The sequence below is a fragment of the Paraburkholderia sp. BL6669N2 genome (assembly GCF_003387275.1).
Lineage (GTDB): Bacteria > Pseudomonadota > Gammaproteobacteria > Burkholderiales > Burkholderiaceae > Paraburkholderia.
Map to the genome: position 1 here is coordinate 25,455 of NZ_QUNA01000003.1, position 15,057 is coordinate 40,511.

A 15,057-nucleotide genomic window follows, 5' to 3' on the forward strand; every position below is an offset into this window, starting at 1 on the left:
TGGCCGGTTAGCTCCGCTGCCCGAATTTTGGCCGACATTCTATGAGTTAACGGATATTCCCGGCCGGAGTTAAGCCCATGCGCCCAAACGATAAAAAACCCGCCGGCGGTGGGTTCTCAGTGACGCTTGCGGCGCCGGTGGAATATGCGAAGACCGATGAACGCGACCACGAGGGCCGCACCCGTGGCTTCGGGCATTGCCTTGGCGAACCCGGGTACCAGGTTGCAGCCCATGTAGAAGCTGAACAGGGCGATCGCAACGCGACCGAACCAGGGCACGCTCAGAGCGGAGAGGAGGCGCGAAGGCCGCGCTGCCGACCAATCGCTATACTCCTCGTTGACCTTCTCGAGATTGAACTGGTCCGCCGTTTGAGCCCGCTCACTCTTATAGAACTGCTCGTAGCGGTCGAACCGACCGTCGCCGCGTCCATCGAGCCACGCCGCGTTACTCTCCCGCGCAAGGTAGTCGAAGTCCTGCATTTTCATCGGAGTCCATCCTCCCTGACTAATGCATGATCCCGGCGTGCCGGGCAACGGCGCCGACAGCGTTTGCGATCACATGTCCGTCGTCTTCGGCGTGAAAGACCCCCGTTTCGGGATTCCGCCAACCGAACTGGGCCTTGCCGTCGGTACTGAAAATTACGAGCCCCGCGGGCAACTCCTTCAAGGCGGTGTCAGGCGTCATTGGCCTTCCTCCGTGCGGCGCGCCGCTTGATGCCGAGCTGCTGTTGGCATGCGGGACAACTGAACCGGTTATGCATTTCAATCTTGGCGTCGTTATTCGAGACGACATAGTGCGTGCTGCAGGTCCGGCAAGGCGCGATCGTGAGACGCGCATCGGCCGCCATTGACCGGATCAGGTTCCAGCCACGATCCGCAGAAATTACGCGGTTACCGCCAAACAGGCGATCGTAGACGTCATTGGTCGCGATCAAAGCTTCTGGCGGCAAAGCACCCATTGCGACCGCTGAACGATAGAGCCACGCATAGACCGTCGCATGCAGTCGATGCTGCGGGGTTTCGACGAACCAGGGCAGGGAATTGGCGGTGTTGCCACAGGGCGAGCTTTTACCGTGAATCTTAAAATAGAGCCCGCGCATCTGATTCTGCGTAAGGTTGAACAGGGCGGTCGCCGTCGATGCACGCAGTCCATACGCGAGCAGGGCACCCGCGAAAGCCTCGTTCTTTGCGCGGCCGAGTCGAAGCTCGCCCCATCGCGCGTCACTGGGGAGGTCGCCCACCCGCGCCGGCGACGTGAACATTATCTGATGCGCGATCATCTCGTCGGTCAATGTGCTACCCACGAACTCGTACCAGAACGACTGGCTGCTGAAACGCCAGCGGAACAGAGGAAGGCCATTCATCCGCTGCAAGGCCAGATTGAGCCGATATGAGGGGACGGTGAGTAGGTACTTGGCCACGTCGGTCGCAATGCCGAGCAATGGCGCGGCGAGCACGCTCATATTGAGAATCTGCGTGGCAAGCGAGAGAAACGCCACGTTCTGGTGCCCGACAGCATACGATGCCAGAGAGTCGAGTTCCGGCGTCTTCCGTCGCAGGATGTCCACCGCCACCGTCGTCGCCGTATCGTCGACAAAACAGCGCCAGTCCTCGACAGTCTGAAGGGTCGGCTCCACCATCAGAAATGGTGCGCGCAACAAATTGCGCAGGGACGACTGATTCAACTGGAGCTGATCAAGATCCTTTGGCTCGACGTTGAAGACCTCGTTGAAGCGACTGTCCTGTTGCAGCAGCCACTTCATGTGGTCAACCATGTTGAAGTTCGCCACCTGGATCTGTTCGGTGAGCCAATCCGGGACGTAAAGACGGTCGACCGCGCGATAATTTTCTTTATTTTCCATTGCTACTACCTGTATCTCTCATTGCTGGGCGGGTGGGAATCACGTGGCGTTGGCTGCAGCCAGTAACTCCTGGTGGAAGCTGCCGACGTGATCGGCAAAGGCTGCGAAAAGATTCGCAAACGGTGCGACCGACCCGCCGGCGGTGACGAGAAGCTGTGTCGTCTTGTATTTCTGCATGAACGAGCCGAACTCGACCATCAGTTCCCGGATGTGTCGCTCGATAGTCTCTTTCGATTCGATCTCGGCCAGTTGCTGCTTGCGCCGTTCTTCGAGCGATGCGACCTCCGCCTGCAGGTTCTCCATCTGCCAAGTCGCTTCCTTCACCTGAGTCATGAGGCCGTCGGCCGCTTCCTGGAGGTGCTTGATGTTCTCGGGCGGTCCGCTGACGACGACCTCTTTCGTCTGGACCCGGTTTGCTGCTTCAGCGAGTTGACGCAGCAAGGTGTCACGTTCCCGTTCGAGTTTGGAGATCTCCGTGTGCATTGTGCTGACTGAACGGTTCGCGACATCGAGGTCAACCATCGTTTTCTTTTTCTTTTCCTTGTCCTGCTCGATCTGGAGACGCAGGTGCTTGGTTTCTTCGGTGAGGTACTGGTTTTCGTTGCGAGCGTCGTCGAGTTGGCCGACGACCTCCGATAATTGGCTTTTCACCACATCGAGGCTCGCATCTTTCTCGGCGAGTTTGGTCTTGTAGCTCTCGATGATCTGCTTCACTTCCCGCTTGCTTAGGTCGGGGTTCTCCTTCTTTGCCTCGATAACAGCGTCGATGACCTCATCGTCCTGGCTTACGAGCAACTGCATGTCCGTGATTGTCAGCATTTCAACGGCGCCGGCGTTGGTGCTAAAGCGCAGATAGGAACGGATATATACCTTGACGATGTCGTGTTTTTTCCTGAACACCTGCTCGACGTATTTGTAGAAGGCCTGTGCGGCCTTGTTGCGCACGTGCCGGCTGTCACCAAGGGACGCCACATAGTGGCCCTCGATCCGACTGCGCAGATTGAAGAGGATGCCCCCGATGCGCATATGTTCCTCAAGGATCTTCCGAGTAGAGTGCGCAATCTCATTGCTTTCAGACGCGATGATTGCCCGCAGCGACTCCGGGACTTCGCTACCGAAGAACTGGCGCACCGTCTGCGCGATCTCGGTTTCGTCCGGTACATGAGCAAAAGCGAGTGGTGCGGACCCGACCGCCGACAGGTCACCGCTGTTGTCGGCCCCCTCAGCCAAGGTCGGGTCGAAATCAGGCTCGTTGGTATTCTGAAGTTCTTTGGGATGGCTCACGTTCATTTCCGGAAGTGTGGGTTCGATGCTGCGTGACGCCGTGCGTGTGGGGCGCCAAACGACGTCAGGATGGAAGACGCGCTTTCGGCCAGAAGGCGGCCGGTCTGAGGAGGGCCAAGGTATTTTTCGTTCTTCATAGTAGAAGCCTTTTGATTGATCGTTCTATTGGCGCGAATCCGGACGGGCGTCTGACTCTTGACCCGCGAGGTCTTTCAGTTCCCCTGAATCCCAGCCCAGAATACGCTCCGTTTCGCGTTCGTCACCCCAAAAAGCGGCGCAAAAATACGCGCCATTCGTCTAATCATCAGACGAATACATGCGGCAACATTTGGATCGGCAGCAGCGACCGAAACTTTAGGAAAGAATCACTTAAATTTTAGGGTTAACCCTCCGTCTTTCGCGATGCTTTCTGAGGGCCAGTTCATCTGTACTCGCGATTCGCTGCACTGCGGCCCACGCCTTGGCCACGTCTACGACGGCGGCCGTGCCCGCAGCATGCCGAGCGCGTCTGTCCCTTAGCCACTGGGCGAGGTCGGTCCGACGCAATATGCTGACGGGTAGGTCCGGCGATAGAACGCACCCGTCGTTGGCGAATACGCCCGCGCCTTCTATTGGCCACACCGGTGGCAACGTCCCGCGGAGGAACGCGAGTTTCGAGCGGTTCTGGCTGAGAGGGGACTTGCGCGCCTGTGGCTCTCCATCGGCGCCAATTCGTATCAACACATCCGCACTGGCTCCCGGTTCGATCAAACCCGTCCAGTTCTTCGTTTCGAAAATGAAAATTCCAAAGGGTGTGATGGCCAGATGATCGACCTCGGCGGTGGGAAACTCGGTGCCGGGCGCATGGTTAAGCAGAATGGGGCCGGAATGCAAATAGAAGTTGCTACCGCAAAGCCAGGTCAGGACCTCGACTAACTCCGCCTGCACGCGTGCCTCCCCCTCGTCGCCGCTGCGGTCGCTTCGTAGCGTGGGGATCGGCGACGCTCCGCGGGCGCCAAGCTTCGGAAGCCGTGGGCGCAAGGCCCGCCATACAAAGTAGGCTATCGCGGCCAGAACGAACAGGCTTGTACTCATGACTCACTCCAGATGTCAGACAGTGAGTCAAGCTTGCCAGGAGAATGACAAAGTCAAGCGGCCGGGGCATTCGGATACCGGGTTTTAACGCGGACGATGGCAACGTCCGCCGAGGCGACACCACCTTTCTCTGCGGTTGCGCTCCCGATCCTCGTTATTGCCTCAAAAGCTCCAGTTTTTCTGGAGCTTTTAGGGTTAAGCCCGTGAGCCGGCTCGTCCTGCCGCATCGGGGGCGCCAGGCGCGAAAAACATAAGCCGCATGAAGTTTGCGAGCATTCGGGCCCGTCAGGTGCCCACCCACCGGTAATCTCGTTCTATCTCCCGCGTCGGCTCGACGCATCGAACGTGCGTGCAGGTCTTCGCGCGCCTACCAGTTACGTTTCCCACCTGATTCGCGACACGCTGGCCCTTCCGTGCGCGCCCCCAACCGGGTGCGCACGAAAGCGCCTGGCGCCGAGTTTCCTTGCTCGTTGAGCATCGAAATCACCGGACGTTGTCCGGACATTCCCTTGTGACTTTTTCTGGAGAGAAAAATGCTGAAAGTCCTGTTCAAGAACGCGATCACTTCACCAGCGAAGCTGCTTGCGCTCTGCTTCGTCGTGTACCTCGCGACGATCTCGTTTGCCGTTGTCGGATTTCTCCTTCTGCTCAGCATGCGCTGGTTGATGGTGACGATGAAGAAAAAGGCGAAGGCGATCGAAGCAGCTGAGGCAGAAGCCGAAACCGCGCGTGCCGAAGCGGAGAAGCTCGCAGCATCCCGCCAGATGGCCGCGAACGGGAGCGTGCAAGACGTGCCTGTAGCGACCGCATCGAACGACAGCGTGGCGGCACCGATGCCGATGAAGCGATACGCAAAGTCGGCCGTCATCATTCCTTTCAAGACCGGTACCCAGTAAGTCGGGTCACCGCCACAACCTACCGTCACCTTGGCCTTCGCCTCGGTGACGGCACCTGAACCCCGCCGGGATCCCATTCCCGGTCACGGGACATGAGATTGCCGGCACCACGGGAGCAATCTCATGGAAATGCATGTGGCTGCCTGGCAGCTGGACATGTTCGGCGAATCCTCGCCGGTAGTTGTCACCCCTTCAAAGCCCGAGCCTTTGCCTGACCCGCATCTGTGGGGCGCAGCAGTGCGCGAAAAGATGGTCGACGCATTGATCTCGCTAGCGAGCGACAGTCGTCGCGGCGACAGCATGCCCGAGTCGTTGATGGACTGTGCGGCGCTGCTGTCCGAACGCCTTCGCAATCGCAAGATCGACCTGGATGACTATCGCGCAACCCTCGGATGGATCATGGGTTACTGGGAGGGCGCCTTGCCCTATGTCTACGTGTGCAAAGTCAATGGTGTCGATCCCGAGACGATGCAGGACGTGATCCTGACCACGCCGCTGCTTGAGCGCGATCTTCTCGAACTGCGCCGCATGTGCTTCGGCACCCTGTTGTAGGAGGCTATGTGCGAAACACTGCGACACTTTTCACCCGCGTGCTCGCGGATCTCTTCCCAGGCAAATCTGCCACTCAACATCCCCACCAACAGTCGTCACCAGAATCAGCCATGTCGCCGATGACGTCGACCGCGGCTGCCGCTCCTGATAACGGTACAGCCGCAAGCGTCGTGGGACAGGGCGCCGGGAACGAAACGGTAGTAACGATAGGCGATACGCCGCATCTGTTTGTGAACGAGGGCGACCACATCGTCCAGTTCACGCCGGCTTTTGACGACCACACGGAAGAGACCGAGTTTGGCATGAAGATCGTGCCTGACCTCGAGCCTCACTGGTCCAGGGTGGCTGTCCATCGTTGCCCGCTCAAGATCGCTATTGCTACCGCGATACGTCAGGGAAACAACGCTGTCGTGAGCCCTGCAGTGAAGGCGACGCCGGAAGTCTCCGGCAACGGCTCGCAATCACTACTTCCGGAGACGGAGGAAGAACGCTTCGACGCCGGCGACGTGAGCCCGGTGCGCCGGCGTCGCGAACAGTCGGTGGACGCGTCTACGGTGGTTGGCCGGATTGTTTCCTGGGGCGAAGAGAAGTTTCCCGACCGAAAGAAACCCGGGCGGCTCTACAAATCGTTTGCCATTCATATCGACACCACGTCCGGCGAGCGGACACTGCAAGGCGAGGGCCTGAAGGAGGCCATAGCGGAATGCAGGTGCGTAGTCGGTGACGTTGTGTCTGTCAGGCGCCTTCGCAAGATCAAGGTGCCTGCAATCAGAGCGGATGGCTCGGCAATGGTCAAGGATGGCAAGCCGGTCATGTGGGACAAATGGCTCTGGTCAATCACTAAATAGAGGTAATTCAAATGGCATCTGTAAATAAGGTGATCCTCGTCGGCAATCTCGGCGCTGACCCGGAAGTGCGTTATCTCCCTAGCGGCGATGCTGTGGCTAACATTCGACTTGCCACAACGGACCGTTACAAGGACAAGGCGTCGGCCGAAATGAAGGAAGCCACGGAATGGCATCGTGTTTCCTTCTTTGGTCGGCTTGCCGAGATCGTTTCGGAATACCTGAAAAAGGGTTCGTCGGTCTATATCGAAGGCCGTATTCGCACGCGCAAATGGCAGGCGCAGGATGGCACCGATCGTTACTCGACCGAGATCGTGGCTGAGCAGATGCAGATGCTTGGCGGTCGTAGCAGTCAAGACGATGGCGACGGTGGCTTTGAGCAGCGAACCAGCGGTCGCGCCCAACACCCGGCGCCGTCGTCGCGGTCAACTGGATCCCGCGCGGCTGATGACGTTGGAACTCGTGCTCATCCTCCGCAACCTTTGCATGGTGGCGGTGGCGGTATGCGAGCACCAGCGGGCGGCGGATTCGATGACATGGATGACATCCCCTTCGGCCCTGCTTACGCACGGGCCGCTTGGTCTGCAATCTGATCCCGGAAACTCTCACCGATCTGTCAGCTTCACTCCCGTATCTCCTCACCATCGCAACGGCACACCTTCGGGTGTGTCGTGCGACGGATTTCCTGCCCAGCGGTTCTCGCCGATTCTCTTGCCTCATAGCACGTCTGCTGAAAAAAGCTGCCCGCTCGCGCGCGGGCCGCTTTTTTGAGCACGCGTTTTCACGCCTGTCTCAGGCACCGACCAAACCCACTCACTTAAAGGAGAGTGATTCATGACTGTACGAGCAAAAGAGCTGACGCCAGACCAGTACGCGTGGCTTCAGCGCGCGTTGGCCGGGTTCTCGCGTTCCCCGGAGCAATGGATTTCGCTCCTTGTGAGCTATGGCGTGCCTGCAGACCGTCTCACCGGCGACGCATGTGCTTGCCCTATATGTGGCGGAGACGATCGCTTCACCTACGACAACAAGCGTGGGCGTGGCGATTGGGTATGCCGTAAATGTGATCACGGAAAGGCTATGGCAGGTGATGGCCTCCAGTTGATCACCCGCCTGAACAGCATCGGGCTGTATCGGCTGAAGCGTCAACTGGACGGTGGACCTGCACCGCGTGCGCTCAACGGCGCTCCAGTGGCCAAGGCGCCCCGGCCGAAGCGCAAACCGGACGCGACGTTTATCGCAAACCGCCTCAATTCGATGTGGGATTCAGCAAAACCCGTATCGAGCGGCGATCTCGCGATGCGTTACCTCGGCGCACGTGTACCGGGATTACGGATGGCATCATCGCCGGCATTGCGGCTTGGCATGCTGGAGTACCGGCATGAGAAGAAGCCTATCGGCAGCTGGCCGGGCATCCTCGCCCGGTTCGAATTGCCCGATGGCCGGCTCGGTACGTTGCATCGAACCTTTCTGGAGCGATCTACGCCAGCTAAAGCGCGGATCGTGTCGGGCGATGGCGAGATTCTCGACAACAAGCTGAACGACATGACGCTCAATCCCCTCCGGGGTGGCGCCGTGCGATTGATGGAGCCTGTAGACGGCGAAATCGGGGTGGCTGAGGGTCTGGAAACGGCCTGTGCTGCATATATGGAGTCCGGTGTTCCAATGTGGTACTGCCTGAATATCGGTCTGCTACGTCAGTTTGTGGTGCCGGATGGATCGGGTATCCGCGTTGTCCATATTTTCGTCGACTTTGACGACATCGACCCGAAGACGGGAAAGTCGATAGGCGTCGCAGGCGGGCTCGAACTCGCGAAGCGCCTCAAGGCAGAGGGTTTTACTGTCTTTGTGCATCGTCCCCGCGTGCGAGGAACCGATTTCACCGACCAATGGTGTGCGCGTCTCGCCAATGTTGTTTTAGCGGACATATCTCGCGCGTCGAAAACCGATACGCAACACCTCGCTGCCGTCTAACGAGCATCGATCTTCAATCGCGGCTTCGGCCGTATTTCTTCAGTTCCGCCCGATGGGGATATTCTCCCCATCGGGGACTGTCTCGTCGGGCCAATTTCTTTGGAGTAGAAAATGGCTTCGTTCCAGGTTCTCGTTGGTGGGTTTGCAATCGTCGCAACGAACGGCGCAGAAGGTGGTCGTCAGCGTGTCGGCAAGTCGGATGCGGTCGCGTTCGACGTGATCGACCGCAAGGATCGCGGCAACATGCATTACGCATGTCGTGATCAGTCTTTTGGCGATGCGTGGGATTTTTGCGCACGCCGTCTTCTTGTTACTGCGGCTCCCCGGTCGCACTGATCATGTAAAGCAAAACGGCTCCACCAGGTATGGTGGAGCCGTTTTTTTTTTGTTCATCGCAAGCATTCATTTCATGATCGCGACGCACACAACTACAAGATAGAAAAAGGGTTTCCAGAGCCGCCAGAGCTCGGTTGACCACAAGGCGCCCACACCGCCCGCAATAAGAATCAGCGCACAGAAGTCGGCATTCACATGCAGGTTCACCAGCCCCGCGCCGACGATCCAGACGAAGATCGAGAGTGCGAAGATGATCGCGCGTCGCGCGAGAAAGGGTAGAGCGGTGAACTTCCTGTAGTACGGTACCAGCAGGTCAATAGCATCCATCCCTCAGCCTCCTTATTCCGGCTTGCATACCACGCTGCGACGTCGCCGCTGTACCAGCCCGCGACACACGCTGCAGCAACCGCGGCGATCAGCAGCCATGAGCGCGGCTCACTCAGTGGCAGACCGTTGTGCAGAATTTCCATCAGTTCAAGCATAACTCCTCCTCATCGCTGTGTTGCACCGGTGCGCGGCGCGGCGCGCCGCGTGTCCCGATGTCATGACCTATCTTCGCATTCCGGGAGAGAAGTCAAGGCGCGCTCAGCCGAATGCACCGAACGCCTCGCCGATTCCCTGGACGTCGTAAGCCTGAGCTTCGCCACTTTCGTTGGGCACGAACGGGGGCACGGGCTCTGAGCTCAAAGCTGTGCCTGTCTCAACGCTGGGCCGCGTGTCCCGTTGAAGTTGCGGCTCCGCTGGAGTCCCGTCCCAGGACTGCACGGCGGCTGACGGCGCTACCCGATAGGTAGACTTGCCCATCGAAGCGGCGCTTTCCCGCAAGGCGGCTTCCGCGAGAGACCTCAGGATCGCCGCTCGCTCCCGATACGACGATGCCTCGCTCAGCCGGGCGTGCAGAAGCGGGGTGGTTACCGCGTCGATGACCAGCTTCATGTCGAACTTGCCGTTCATGCTTTTGCGGCTGCGCGCTCGCGGGCGAGGCCTGCTTCGCCAACAATGAGGAAGCCCTTCGCGTTGGCGGTGCACGGCGCCTCGATGACCTCGATTGCCACACGCGGGAAACCCTTTCGTATCGCGGACGCATACAGCGGGGCGCCCCCGCCTGACAGCACGATCGAACGCGCACTGGTCAACGGGCCGACGTTGTTCTTGATTTCTTCGACCACACCGGTGATGACGGGCTGAGACTTTTCAAGATATGGGTCGAGATTGATGGGCTGGCCGTAAAAGAAAAACGGCTTTTTCTCGCGCAGTGCCTTGTCGATAAGCTCGACGTCCTCCACCTTTTCGCTCTGATCCTTGCCGATGAGCTCCGCGATGCGTTGGTAGACTTGCGATGCGCCGCCCGGCATACCGTTGCTGCGCTTGTCATCCATAGTGAAGCCGTTGGCGTAGACCCAGTCCGTCGTGAAATATCCAACGTCGATGACCAGGTGCGCATTGTCGCGGCCGAACTCGCTTTGACGGTTCGCCGATGCCGCTACGAGAGAGCCCAGCGGCTGCGGGATTACCACGACCTTGTCGATCGTCACCCGACCGGGGCCGTAATCGAAGGTCCCTGTGAACTGGTCGCGCAACGCGCCTGAATATTTACTCATAGTGTGAACAGGCAACCCGAGCAGCAGCCGTTCGACATGAGTTACTCCCGCGAAATGGATCGCGCCAAAGAGCAGGGCCTCGTAGTTATTTGAAGCGACGAAATCGTTCGAAAGCGCGCGGCCGGTGTTGCCATAGGCGGCTGTGAGCGATACGTCGGGGCCGACCTCGTATTCGATCTGATCGATCACGATCGTAGCAACCTTGCGCGTCGTGAGCACGCTATCGCCATAACCCGAAAGCGCGTGGCTTGCGGCGAGCGGGGCGAGTGAGGGAAACATACCCGTAGCGATTGTGCCGCTTGCAGCACGGTGAGCGTATTTGGTGTTGCCGTAGCCAACGTCGATTGCGAAGACGGAAGTTTTCAAGATGACTCCATTCACTGAGGTGGTCCGCGCGTCGAAGTGGTAGTTAACTGACAGATAAGTGCCAGTGGATTCGCCTTCGGCGCGAGGGGCCGGCGATCTATCAGATAACTGATACTTAAGTGTCAGTTCGTAGCGATGCGCCGGGACTATCGATAGAACTGACACTTTTCTATCAGTTCTGCCTGGTTTCCAGTCTATCCAGAGGCTGGCGAAGTCAAGTCGGCGAAAGCCGAGCGGTTCCGCCCAGCTTTTGACGGGAGAGTTGCGCCAATCCGGGTCTATGCTAGGCACACCTACCGCGTCTCTGACGCATCGAAAAAGAGTGCGAGGCACTCGCTCGTCCATACACCCAAGCCCGCAACGGGCCATAGAACACCAAGCTGACCGGGCCGCACACTGATGCGGCCTTTTTTTGAATCAGATCAAGTCCATAGTGGTCCACGTTGAGGACCCCCGGACACTGCGATATCCATACGATTGGCGGCGGTTTGCCGCGTTGTGACGCGTTGAGGACATGTGGAGAGACCGGACACCGGACACTTTCCACGTCTCAGCGGCGTCTGAACACGCCCTTACAGCTACGGCTGGGTGCGCTCACGAAACCCGATACACCGCGGTTGAGATGAGTGACTTGGGGGCGGGGGAAGCCTTGCGGACCGGAAAGACCGGATCTCCGCGATTCCCTGACGGAAGAAGAAACGGCGTACCGCGGCCGTACAAGAACGCGTAACGGGATTTCCCCGGCAGGAGCACGCAACCGAAAAACGGTAGTGCTGGCAGGGTAGCCACGAAGCTGCACACAGCGGAGCGATCCGCCAAGCGCAAGCGCCGCGAGGCGACGCGCGAAACGCCGGGGGTGGATTGCGCGAAGCGCTATTCATGCTGGCAGGCAGCAGGTTGGACGGTCGGACGCATGCTCTTCCCATGTGTCTGGTCGATCGGATGGAATCGCTAAAGGATTGGAAGGCAGGACCCCGCGCCGGGGATACGGCGCAGCCGCCGAAAACAGGCGGGGGAACGAATAACAAACCCGTGCGGTCGGGTGACAGCATCAGGTAGGGATGCTGCGACCGTAGGGTCGGATAATGTCTCGAAGGCAGCGCGGCAGCGTTGCAAAGGATTTCGGATGGCGGCAATTCTCAACGTAAGGGCAATCGTCAATAGCTATGGTTTTGGTCCCGAACTCCGGGATGCGTTGCTCAAGCTTTTTGACGAGAACGTGGCGCGCGTTCATAGCACCACGCGGATAAGCGGCCGTGCGTTGTCGATCAAGACGCAGGAATATCGGGTGGCCAAACTGTGCAAGGCTTTTAGGGAACTACTGGACGGCGGCTTTTTCCTGCGGACGCCCTGGTCTCTGAAACACAAGCATGTGGCGTTTCTGGTCAGTTCGTGGGTCGCGGCCGGACAGACTGGCGGCACCATTGAAAACAAGCTGACCTATCTTCGCGCGATAGCGCAATGGATGGGCAAGACGAATCTGGTCGGCTCGCTTGACGACTATGCGGACCGCGATGCTCTCGGTCTCAAGCGAAGTTATGTGGCGACGGAGGACAAGTCATGGATAGCACATGGCGTCGACGCTGCGGCGAAGATCGAGCAGATTGCGCGAACGTGCCCACATACGGCTGTCCAGCTCAAGTTGCAGGCCGCATTCGGCTTGCGCATCGAGGAGAGTTTCATGCTCCGTCCAGCTGAGGCCGCGCGCAATCCACGGTTGCTTGCCGTGACGCGTGGCACGAAGGGTGGCCGGCCACGCGAGGTCCCGATAGAGACGAAAATCGGAATCCTTGAAGAAGCGGCGACGCTCAGCAACGGGCTGACGGGCTCGACAGTGCCGGCCGACAGGACCCTACGCCAATGGCGAGACTGGTATTACTACGTTCTCGAGAAACATGGCATCACCAAGCGGGGGATGGGGATAACGAGTCACGGCTTGCGCCACGAGTATCTGCAGACGCTCTATAAAGAGACCACTGGCGTGCCGGCAGCTATCAAGGGAGTAGATGCGAGGCCAGATCCGAAGTTGCACGAAGAGGCGATGCGGCGGGTTGTCGAAGCGGCGGGGCATAGCCGGGTGGCCAAAGCGAACGCATACCTGTCCACTTTCGCGAAGCAGGACCGGCTGCAGAGGAAGCTGCCATCACTGGACGAAGTGCGCTCGGCGCTAATGAACACCGATGGAAACAAGAGTCATGCGGCGGCCGCTTTGGGCATCTCCAGGCAAGCGCTGTATCGCATTCTGGGGGCGCATGCTTCCCTCGCGGTGGCCGACTCGCAACGCCACGAATGACACCCGAAAGAGGGCTTCATACGCCCTCCGGGCGCGACGGCGGAACAGGCACAATAAATCGTCTCTCTGGTTCTGGTTGCGGGCCCCCCCGGGAACGCCAGAACCACTTTCGAAGCCGGCTCCTGCAGCTGGCTTTTTTTTCTGCTGTCCATGAGGCTGGCAGCCACTGTCCGCCTCTTTAATGAACGTCTCTAACCCAGGAGTGTCGATGAAGTCCCCCAAAGATGACCTCGTTATAACGACGACCGACGGCAAGCCGCCTCGCGATTCGATTTTCGAGAAAATATGCGATTGGCCTTGGGCAGTTATCGCGTCAGTGTTCGGACTGATAGCGGCGGGGATCGCCTATTCACTCGGCGACGCCTATTACAACGCCTACCTAGGAAAATTCGCAGTCTTCAACGGCGCTTTTCCGGCGGATCACCCAACACATTTCGTGCTGGCCGTCTGGGGTGGGCTGCACGCGACTATCCTCTTTCAGAACTGGCTTGGCGGACATGTGACGAAGCTACTCGTCATGACCGTCGTGTTTTTGATCTACTTTGCGGCATTGCCTGTTGCGTTCGCGGTGATATCGCCGTTTCTCGCCAGTAGCAAAGTCCGTGTAAAGGGAGCGCGCGCACTACTGACAGGCCACCCGCGCCTACGCGAATACATCGGGATGGTGATGGCCATCCTATTTTTTCTCGTTAGCGCCTTTTGGTTTTGCCTGTTTGTTCCTCCGCTGATATCGATCCCCTCGGCGATAGGTCAGGCGGTTGGTGAGGACGTCGCGAAGAATGACATCCGGGAATTTGACAAGGGTTGTGAGCACTCCAGGATGACGTGTTATCAAGCGATCAGTAACGGGAAAGAGATTGCGCGGGGATTTGTCGTCGCACAATCGCCCGATCGCGTTGCGCTTTACGACATGGGCAAGACAATCCAGATCCCGCTTGCAGACGTGGTGCTGCGGACGCTGGACACAGCACCAGCACCAGCACAAGCATCGGCACCAGCGCAGAGTCCTAACCAATAAAAGATGGGCGCCGCGCGCCGATAACCTTGGTCGCGCGTTCCTTCGAGCCCAACCTCGATACCGAGGATGCTAAAGAACCGGCGCCGAGTTGCCGTAATCCGGGGCACCAGGTAGCTGATCCCTGCCCGGTGTGTGTTTAAAGGTCTTGGGCCAACGCCTGTTACTGGCGTTGGCTTTTTTATGGCTCGCCTTCAAAGAATCGCCCTTGACCAGAGCCGCGGCATCTGGGTATATGCGCTACCAGCGGTCGCGGTCCGGCATTCCGTCAACCGCAAGTGCGATCCGGTCTTCAAACAGGCAATCGTCGTGTTCCGGTGGCGTTGGGATCTTCGGGAACTGGACGTAGCGCTGGCCGTCGATATCTACCCATTTCGCAAGCTGGACAAGCTTTCGGTATCGGGCGGCGTCCTGCAGGACCGGGTCTATCGGCCAGCTCTCGATCGTTGAAACGCTGGCGTCGACCAGCCGTTGCGCGAGCGCGGAAAAGATGGGGCCGCGCGTTTCCCAGTCGTCAGCATTGCGGGCAAGCATGTCGATGACCATCTGCATGTCGCACGCACCCAGTTCCTTCTCAATCAGATCGCGCAGGTCGCCTTCCGTGACTTTCGGTCGCGCGAGGCGCCTGTTCCAGATCCGCGCTGCCTCGTTTAGAGCAGCTGCTTCGTCCGAGCCTATCGGTATCCAGGGCGTCGACATACCGCAATCGGCGCAGTGAACGCACGCGAGCTTCTCGGTTTGGGGGGCGAATGGGGGCCGCGGTGTGACGTCTCCGATTTTTGGCGGGCCGGCCTCGCGGCCAAACTTTCCATAGTCGAAGCCGGGCTGGCCGATCTCAGCGACGACACGTTGGGAGAATCCAACCGTGCCGCGGCCACCGCAGTGGTCGCAGGGATAGAGCTGTTCGTACATTTTGGGGGCGTCGGTGTTTGGTTTGAATTATCGTCGTACACCGCGCGCGCG

The 15,057-nt window shown here is 59.0% G+C and carries 17 protein-coding genes; 8 read left to right on the forward strand and 9 right to left on the reverse strand.

The window, feature by feature from the left end:
- Positions 1-116: 116 nt before the first annotated feature.
- The 5 genes from B0G80_RS43925 to B0G80_RS43945 all read right to left on the reverse strand — a co-directional run bounded on the left by B0G80_RS43925 (position 117) and on the right by B0G80_RS43945 (position 4,219).
- Positions 117-485, reverse strand: a complete 369-nt coding sequence (locus B0G80_RS43925; protein ID WP_309568820.1) for a hypothetical protein — start codon at positions 483-485, stop codon at positions 117-119.
- A 19-nt stretch (positions 486-504) separates the two neighbouring features.
- Complete coding sequence (locus B0G80_RS43930; protein WP_116123989.1) at positions 505-684, reverse strand: hypothetical protein; 180 nt, start codon at positions 682-684, stop codon at positions 505-507.
- Positions 674-1,861: a FlhC family transcriptional regulator gene (locus tag B0G80_RS43935; protein ID WP_116123990.1), complete on the reverse strand. Its 1,188-nt coding sequence runs from the start codon at positions 1,859-1,861 to the stop codon at positions 674-676. Before B0G80_RS43935 ends, B0G80_RS43930 begins: the two co-directional genes overlap by 11 nt.
- A gap of 39 nt (positions 1,862-1,900) precedes the next feature.
- Complete coding sequence (locus B0G80_RS43940) at positions 1,901-3,145, reverse strand: hypothetical protein (RefSeq protein ID WP_147310008.1); 1,245 nt, start codon at positions 3,143-3,145, stop codon at positions 1,901-1,903.
- A 369-nt stretch (positions 3,146-3,514) separates the two neighbouring features.
- A complete protein-coding gene (locus B0G80_RS43945) occupies positions 3,515-4,219 on the reverse strand; it encodes a nuclease-related domain-containing protein (RefSeq protein WP_116123992.1) in 705 nt (234 codons plus the stop codon).
- Between the two features lie 533 nt (positions 4,220-4,752).
- Between B0G80_RS43945 and B0G80_RS43950 the strand changes: the two genes are divergently transcribed.
- The 6 genes from B0G80_RS43950 (at position 4,753) to B0G80_RS43975 (ending at position 8,819) form a co-directional block, all read left to right on the forward strand.
- On the forward strand, positions 4,753-5,115 hold the full coding sequence (locus B0G80_RS43950; RefSeq protein ID WP_116123993.1) for a hypothetical protein: 363 nt from the start codon (positions 4,753-4,755) through the stop codon (positions 5,113-5,115).
- 123 nt (positions 5,116-5,238) lie between these two features.
- Positions 5,239-5,667 (forward strand): hypothetical protein, encoded by a 429-nt coding sequence (locus B0G80_RS43955; RefSeq protein ID WP_116123994.1) that lies wholly within the window; start codon positions 5,239-5,241, stop codon positions 5,665-5,667.
- A gap of 110 nt (positions 5,668-5,777) precedes the next feature.
- A complete protein-coding gene (locus tag B0G80_RS43960; RefSeq protein WP_258879279.1) occupies positions 5,778-6,515 on the forward strand; it encodes a hypothetical protein in 738 nt (245 codons plus the stop codon).
- A gap of 11 nt (positions 6,516-6,526) precedes the next feature.
- Positions 6,527-7,105: a single-stranded DNA-binding protein gene (locus B0G80_RS43965; RefSeq protein WP_116123996.1), complete on the forward strand. Its 579-nt coding sequence runs from the start codon at positions 6,527-6,529 to the stop codon at positions 7,103-7,105.
- Between the two features lie 241 nt (positions 7,106-7,346).
- Positions 7,347-8,483: a primase-helicase zinc-binding domain-containing protein gene (locus B0G80_RS43970; RefSeq protein ID WP_116123997.1), complete on the forward strand. Its 1,137-nt coding sequence runs from the start codon at positions 7,347-7,349 to the stop codon at positions 8,481-8,483.
- A 111-nt stretch (positions 8,484-8,594) separates the two neighbouring features.
- On the forward strand, positions 8,595-8,819 hold the full coding sequence (locus tag B0G80_RS43975; RefSeq protein WP_116123998.1) for a hypothetical protein: 225 nt from the start codon (positions 8,595-8,597) through the stop codon (positions 8,817-8,819).
- 66 nt (positions 8,820-8,885) lie between these two features.
- On the opposite strand, the gene B0G80_RS43980 is transcribed toward B0G80_RS43975, so the two are convergent.
- The 3 genes from B0G80_RS43980 to B0G80_RS43990 all read right to left on the reverse strand — a co-directional run bounded on the left by B0G80_RS43980 (position 8,886) and on the right by B0G80_RS43990 (position 10,786).
- Entirely contained in the window at positions 8,886-9,146 is a 261-nt protein-coding gene (locus tag B0G80_RS43980; protein WP_116123999.1) for a hypothetical protein, read from the reverse strand.
- Between the two features lie 258 nt (positions 9,147-9,404).
- The gene (locus B0G80_RS43985) at positions 9,405-9,773 is read right to left on the reverse strand and encodes a hypothetical protein (protein WP_116124000.1); all 369 of its coding nucleotides are present in this window, start codon (positions 9,771-9,773) and stop codon (positions 9,405-9,407) included.
- The gene (locus tag B0G80_RS43990) at positions 9,770-10,786 is read right to left on the reverse strand and encodes a PRTRC system protein D (RefSeq protein ID WP_116124001.1); all 1,017 of its coding nucleotides are present in this window, start codon (positions 10,784-10,786) and stop codon (positions 9,770-9,772) included. The genes B0G80_RS43985 and B0G80_RS43990 overlap by 4 nt, the downstream gene beginning before the upstream one ends.
- A gap of 1,126 nt (positions 10,787-11,912) precedes the next feature.
- Here B0G80_RS43990 and B0G80_RS43995 point away from each other — a divergent pair.
- Together B0G80_RS43995 and B0G80_RS44000 are read left to right on the forward strand one after the other, a co-directional pair.
- Complete coding sequence (locus tag B0G80_RS43995) at positions 11,913-13,079, forward strand: integrase domain-containing protein (protein ID WP_116124002.1); 1,167 nt, start codon at positions 11,913-11,915, stop codon at positions 13,077-13,079.
- A gap of 208 nt (positions 13,080-13,287) precedes the next feature.
- A complete protein-coding gene (locus tag B0G80_RS44000) occupies positions 13,288-14,097 on the forward strand; it encodes a hypothetical protein (protein ID WP_116124003.1) in 810 nt (269 codons plus the stop codon).
- Positions 14,098-14,334: 237 nt separating this feature from the next.
- Here B0G80_RS44000 and B0G80_RS44005 read toward each other — a convergent pair whose 3' ends face one another.
- A complete protein-coding gene (locus B0G80_RS44005) occupies positions 14,335-15,006 on the reverse strand; it encodes a Lar family restriction alleviation protein (protein WP_116124004.1) in 672 nt (223 codons plus the stop codon).
- Positions 15,007-15,057 lie beyond the last annotated feature (51 nt).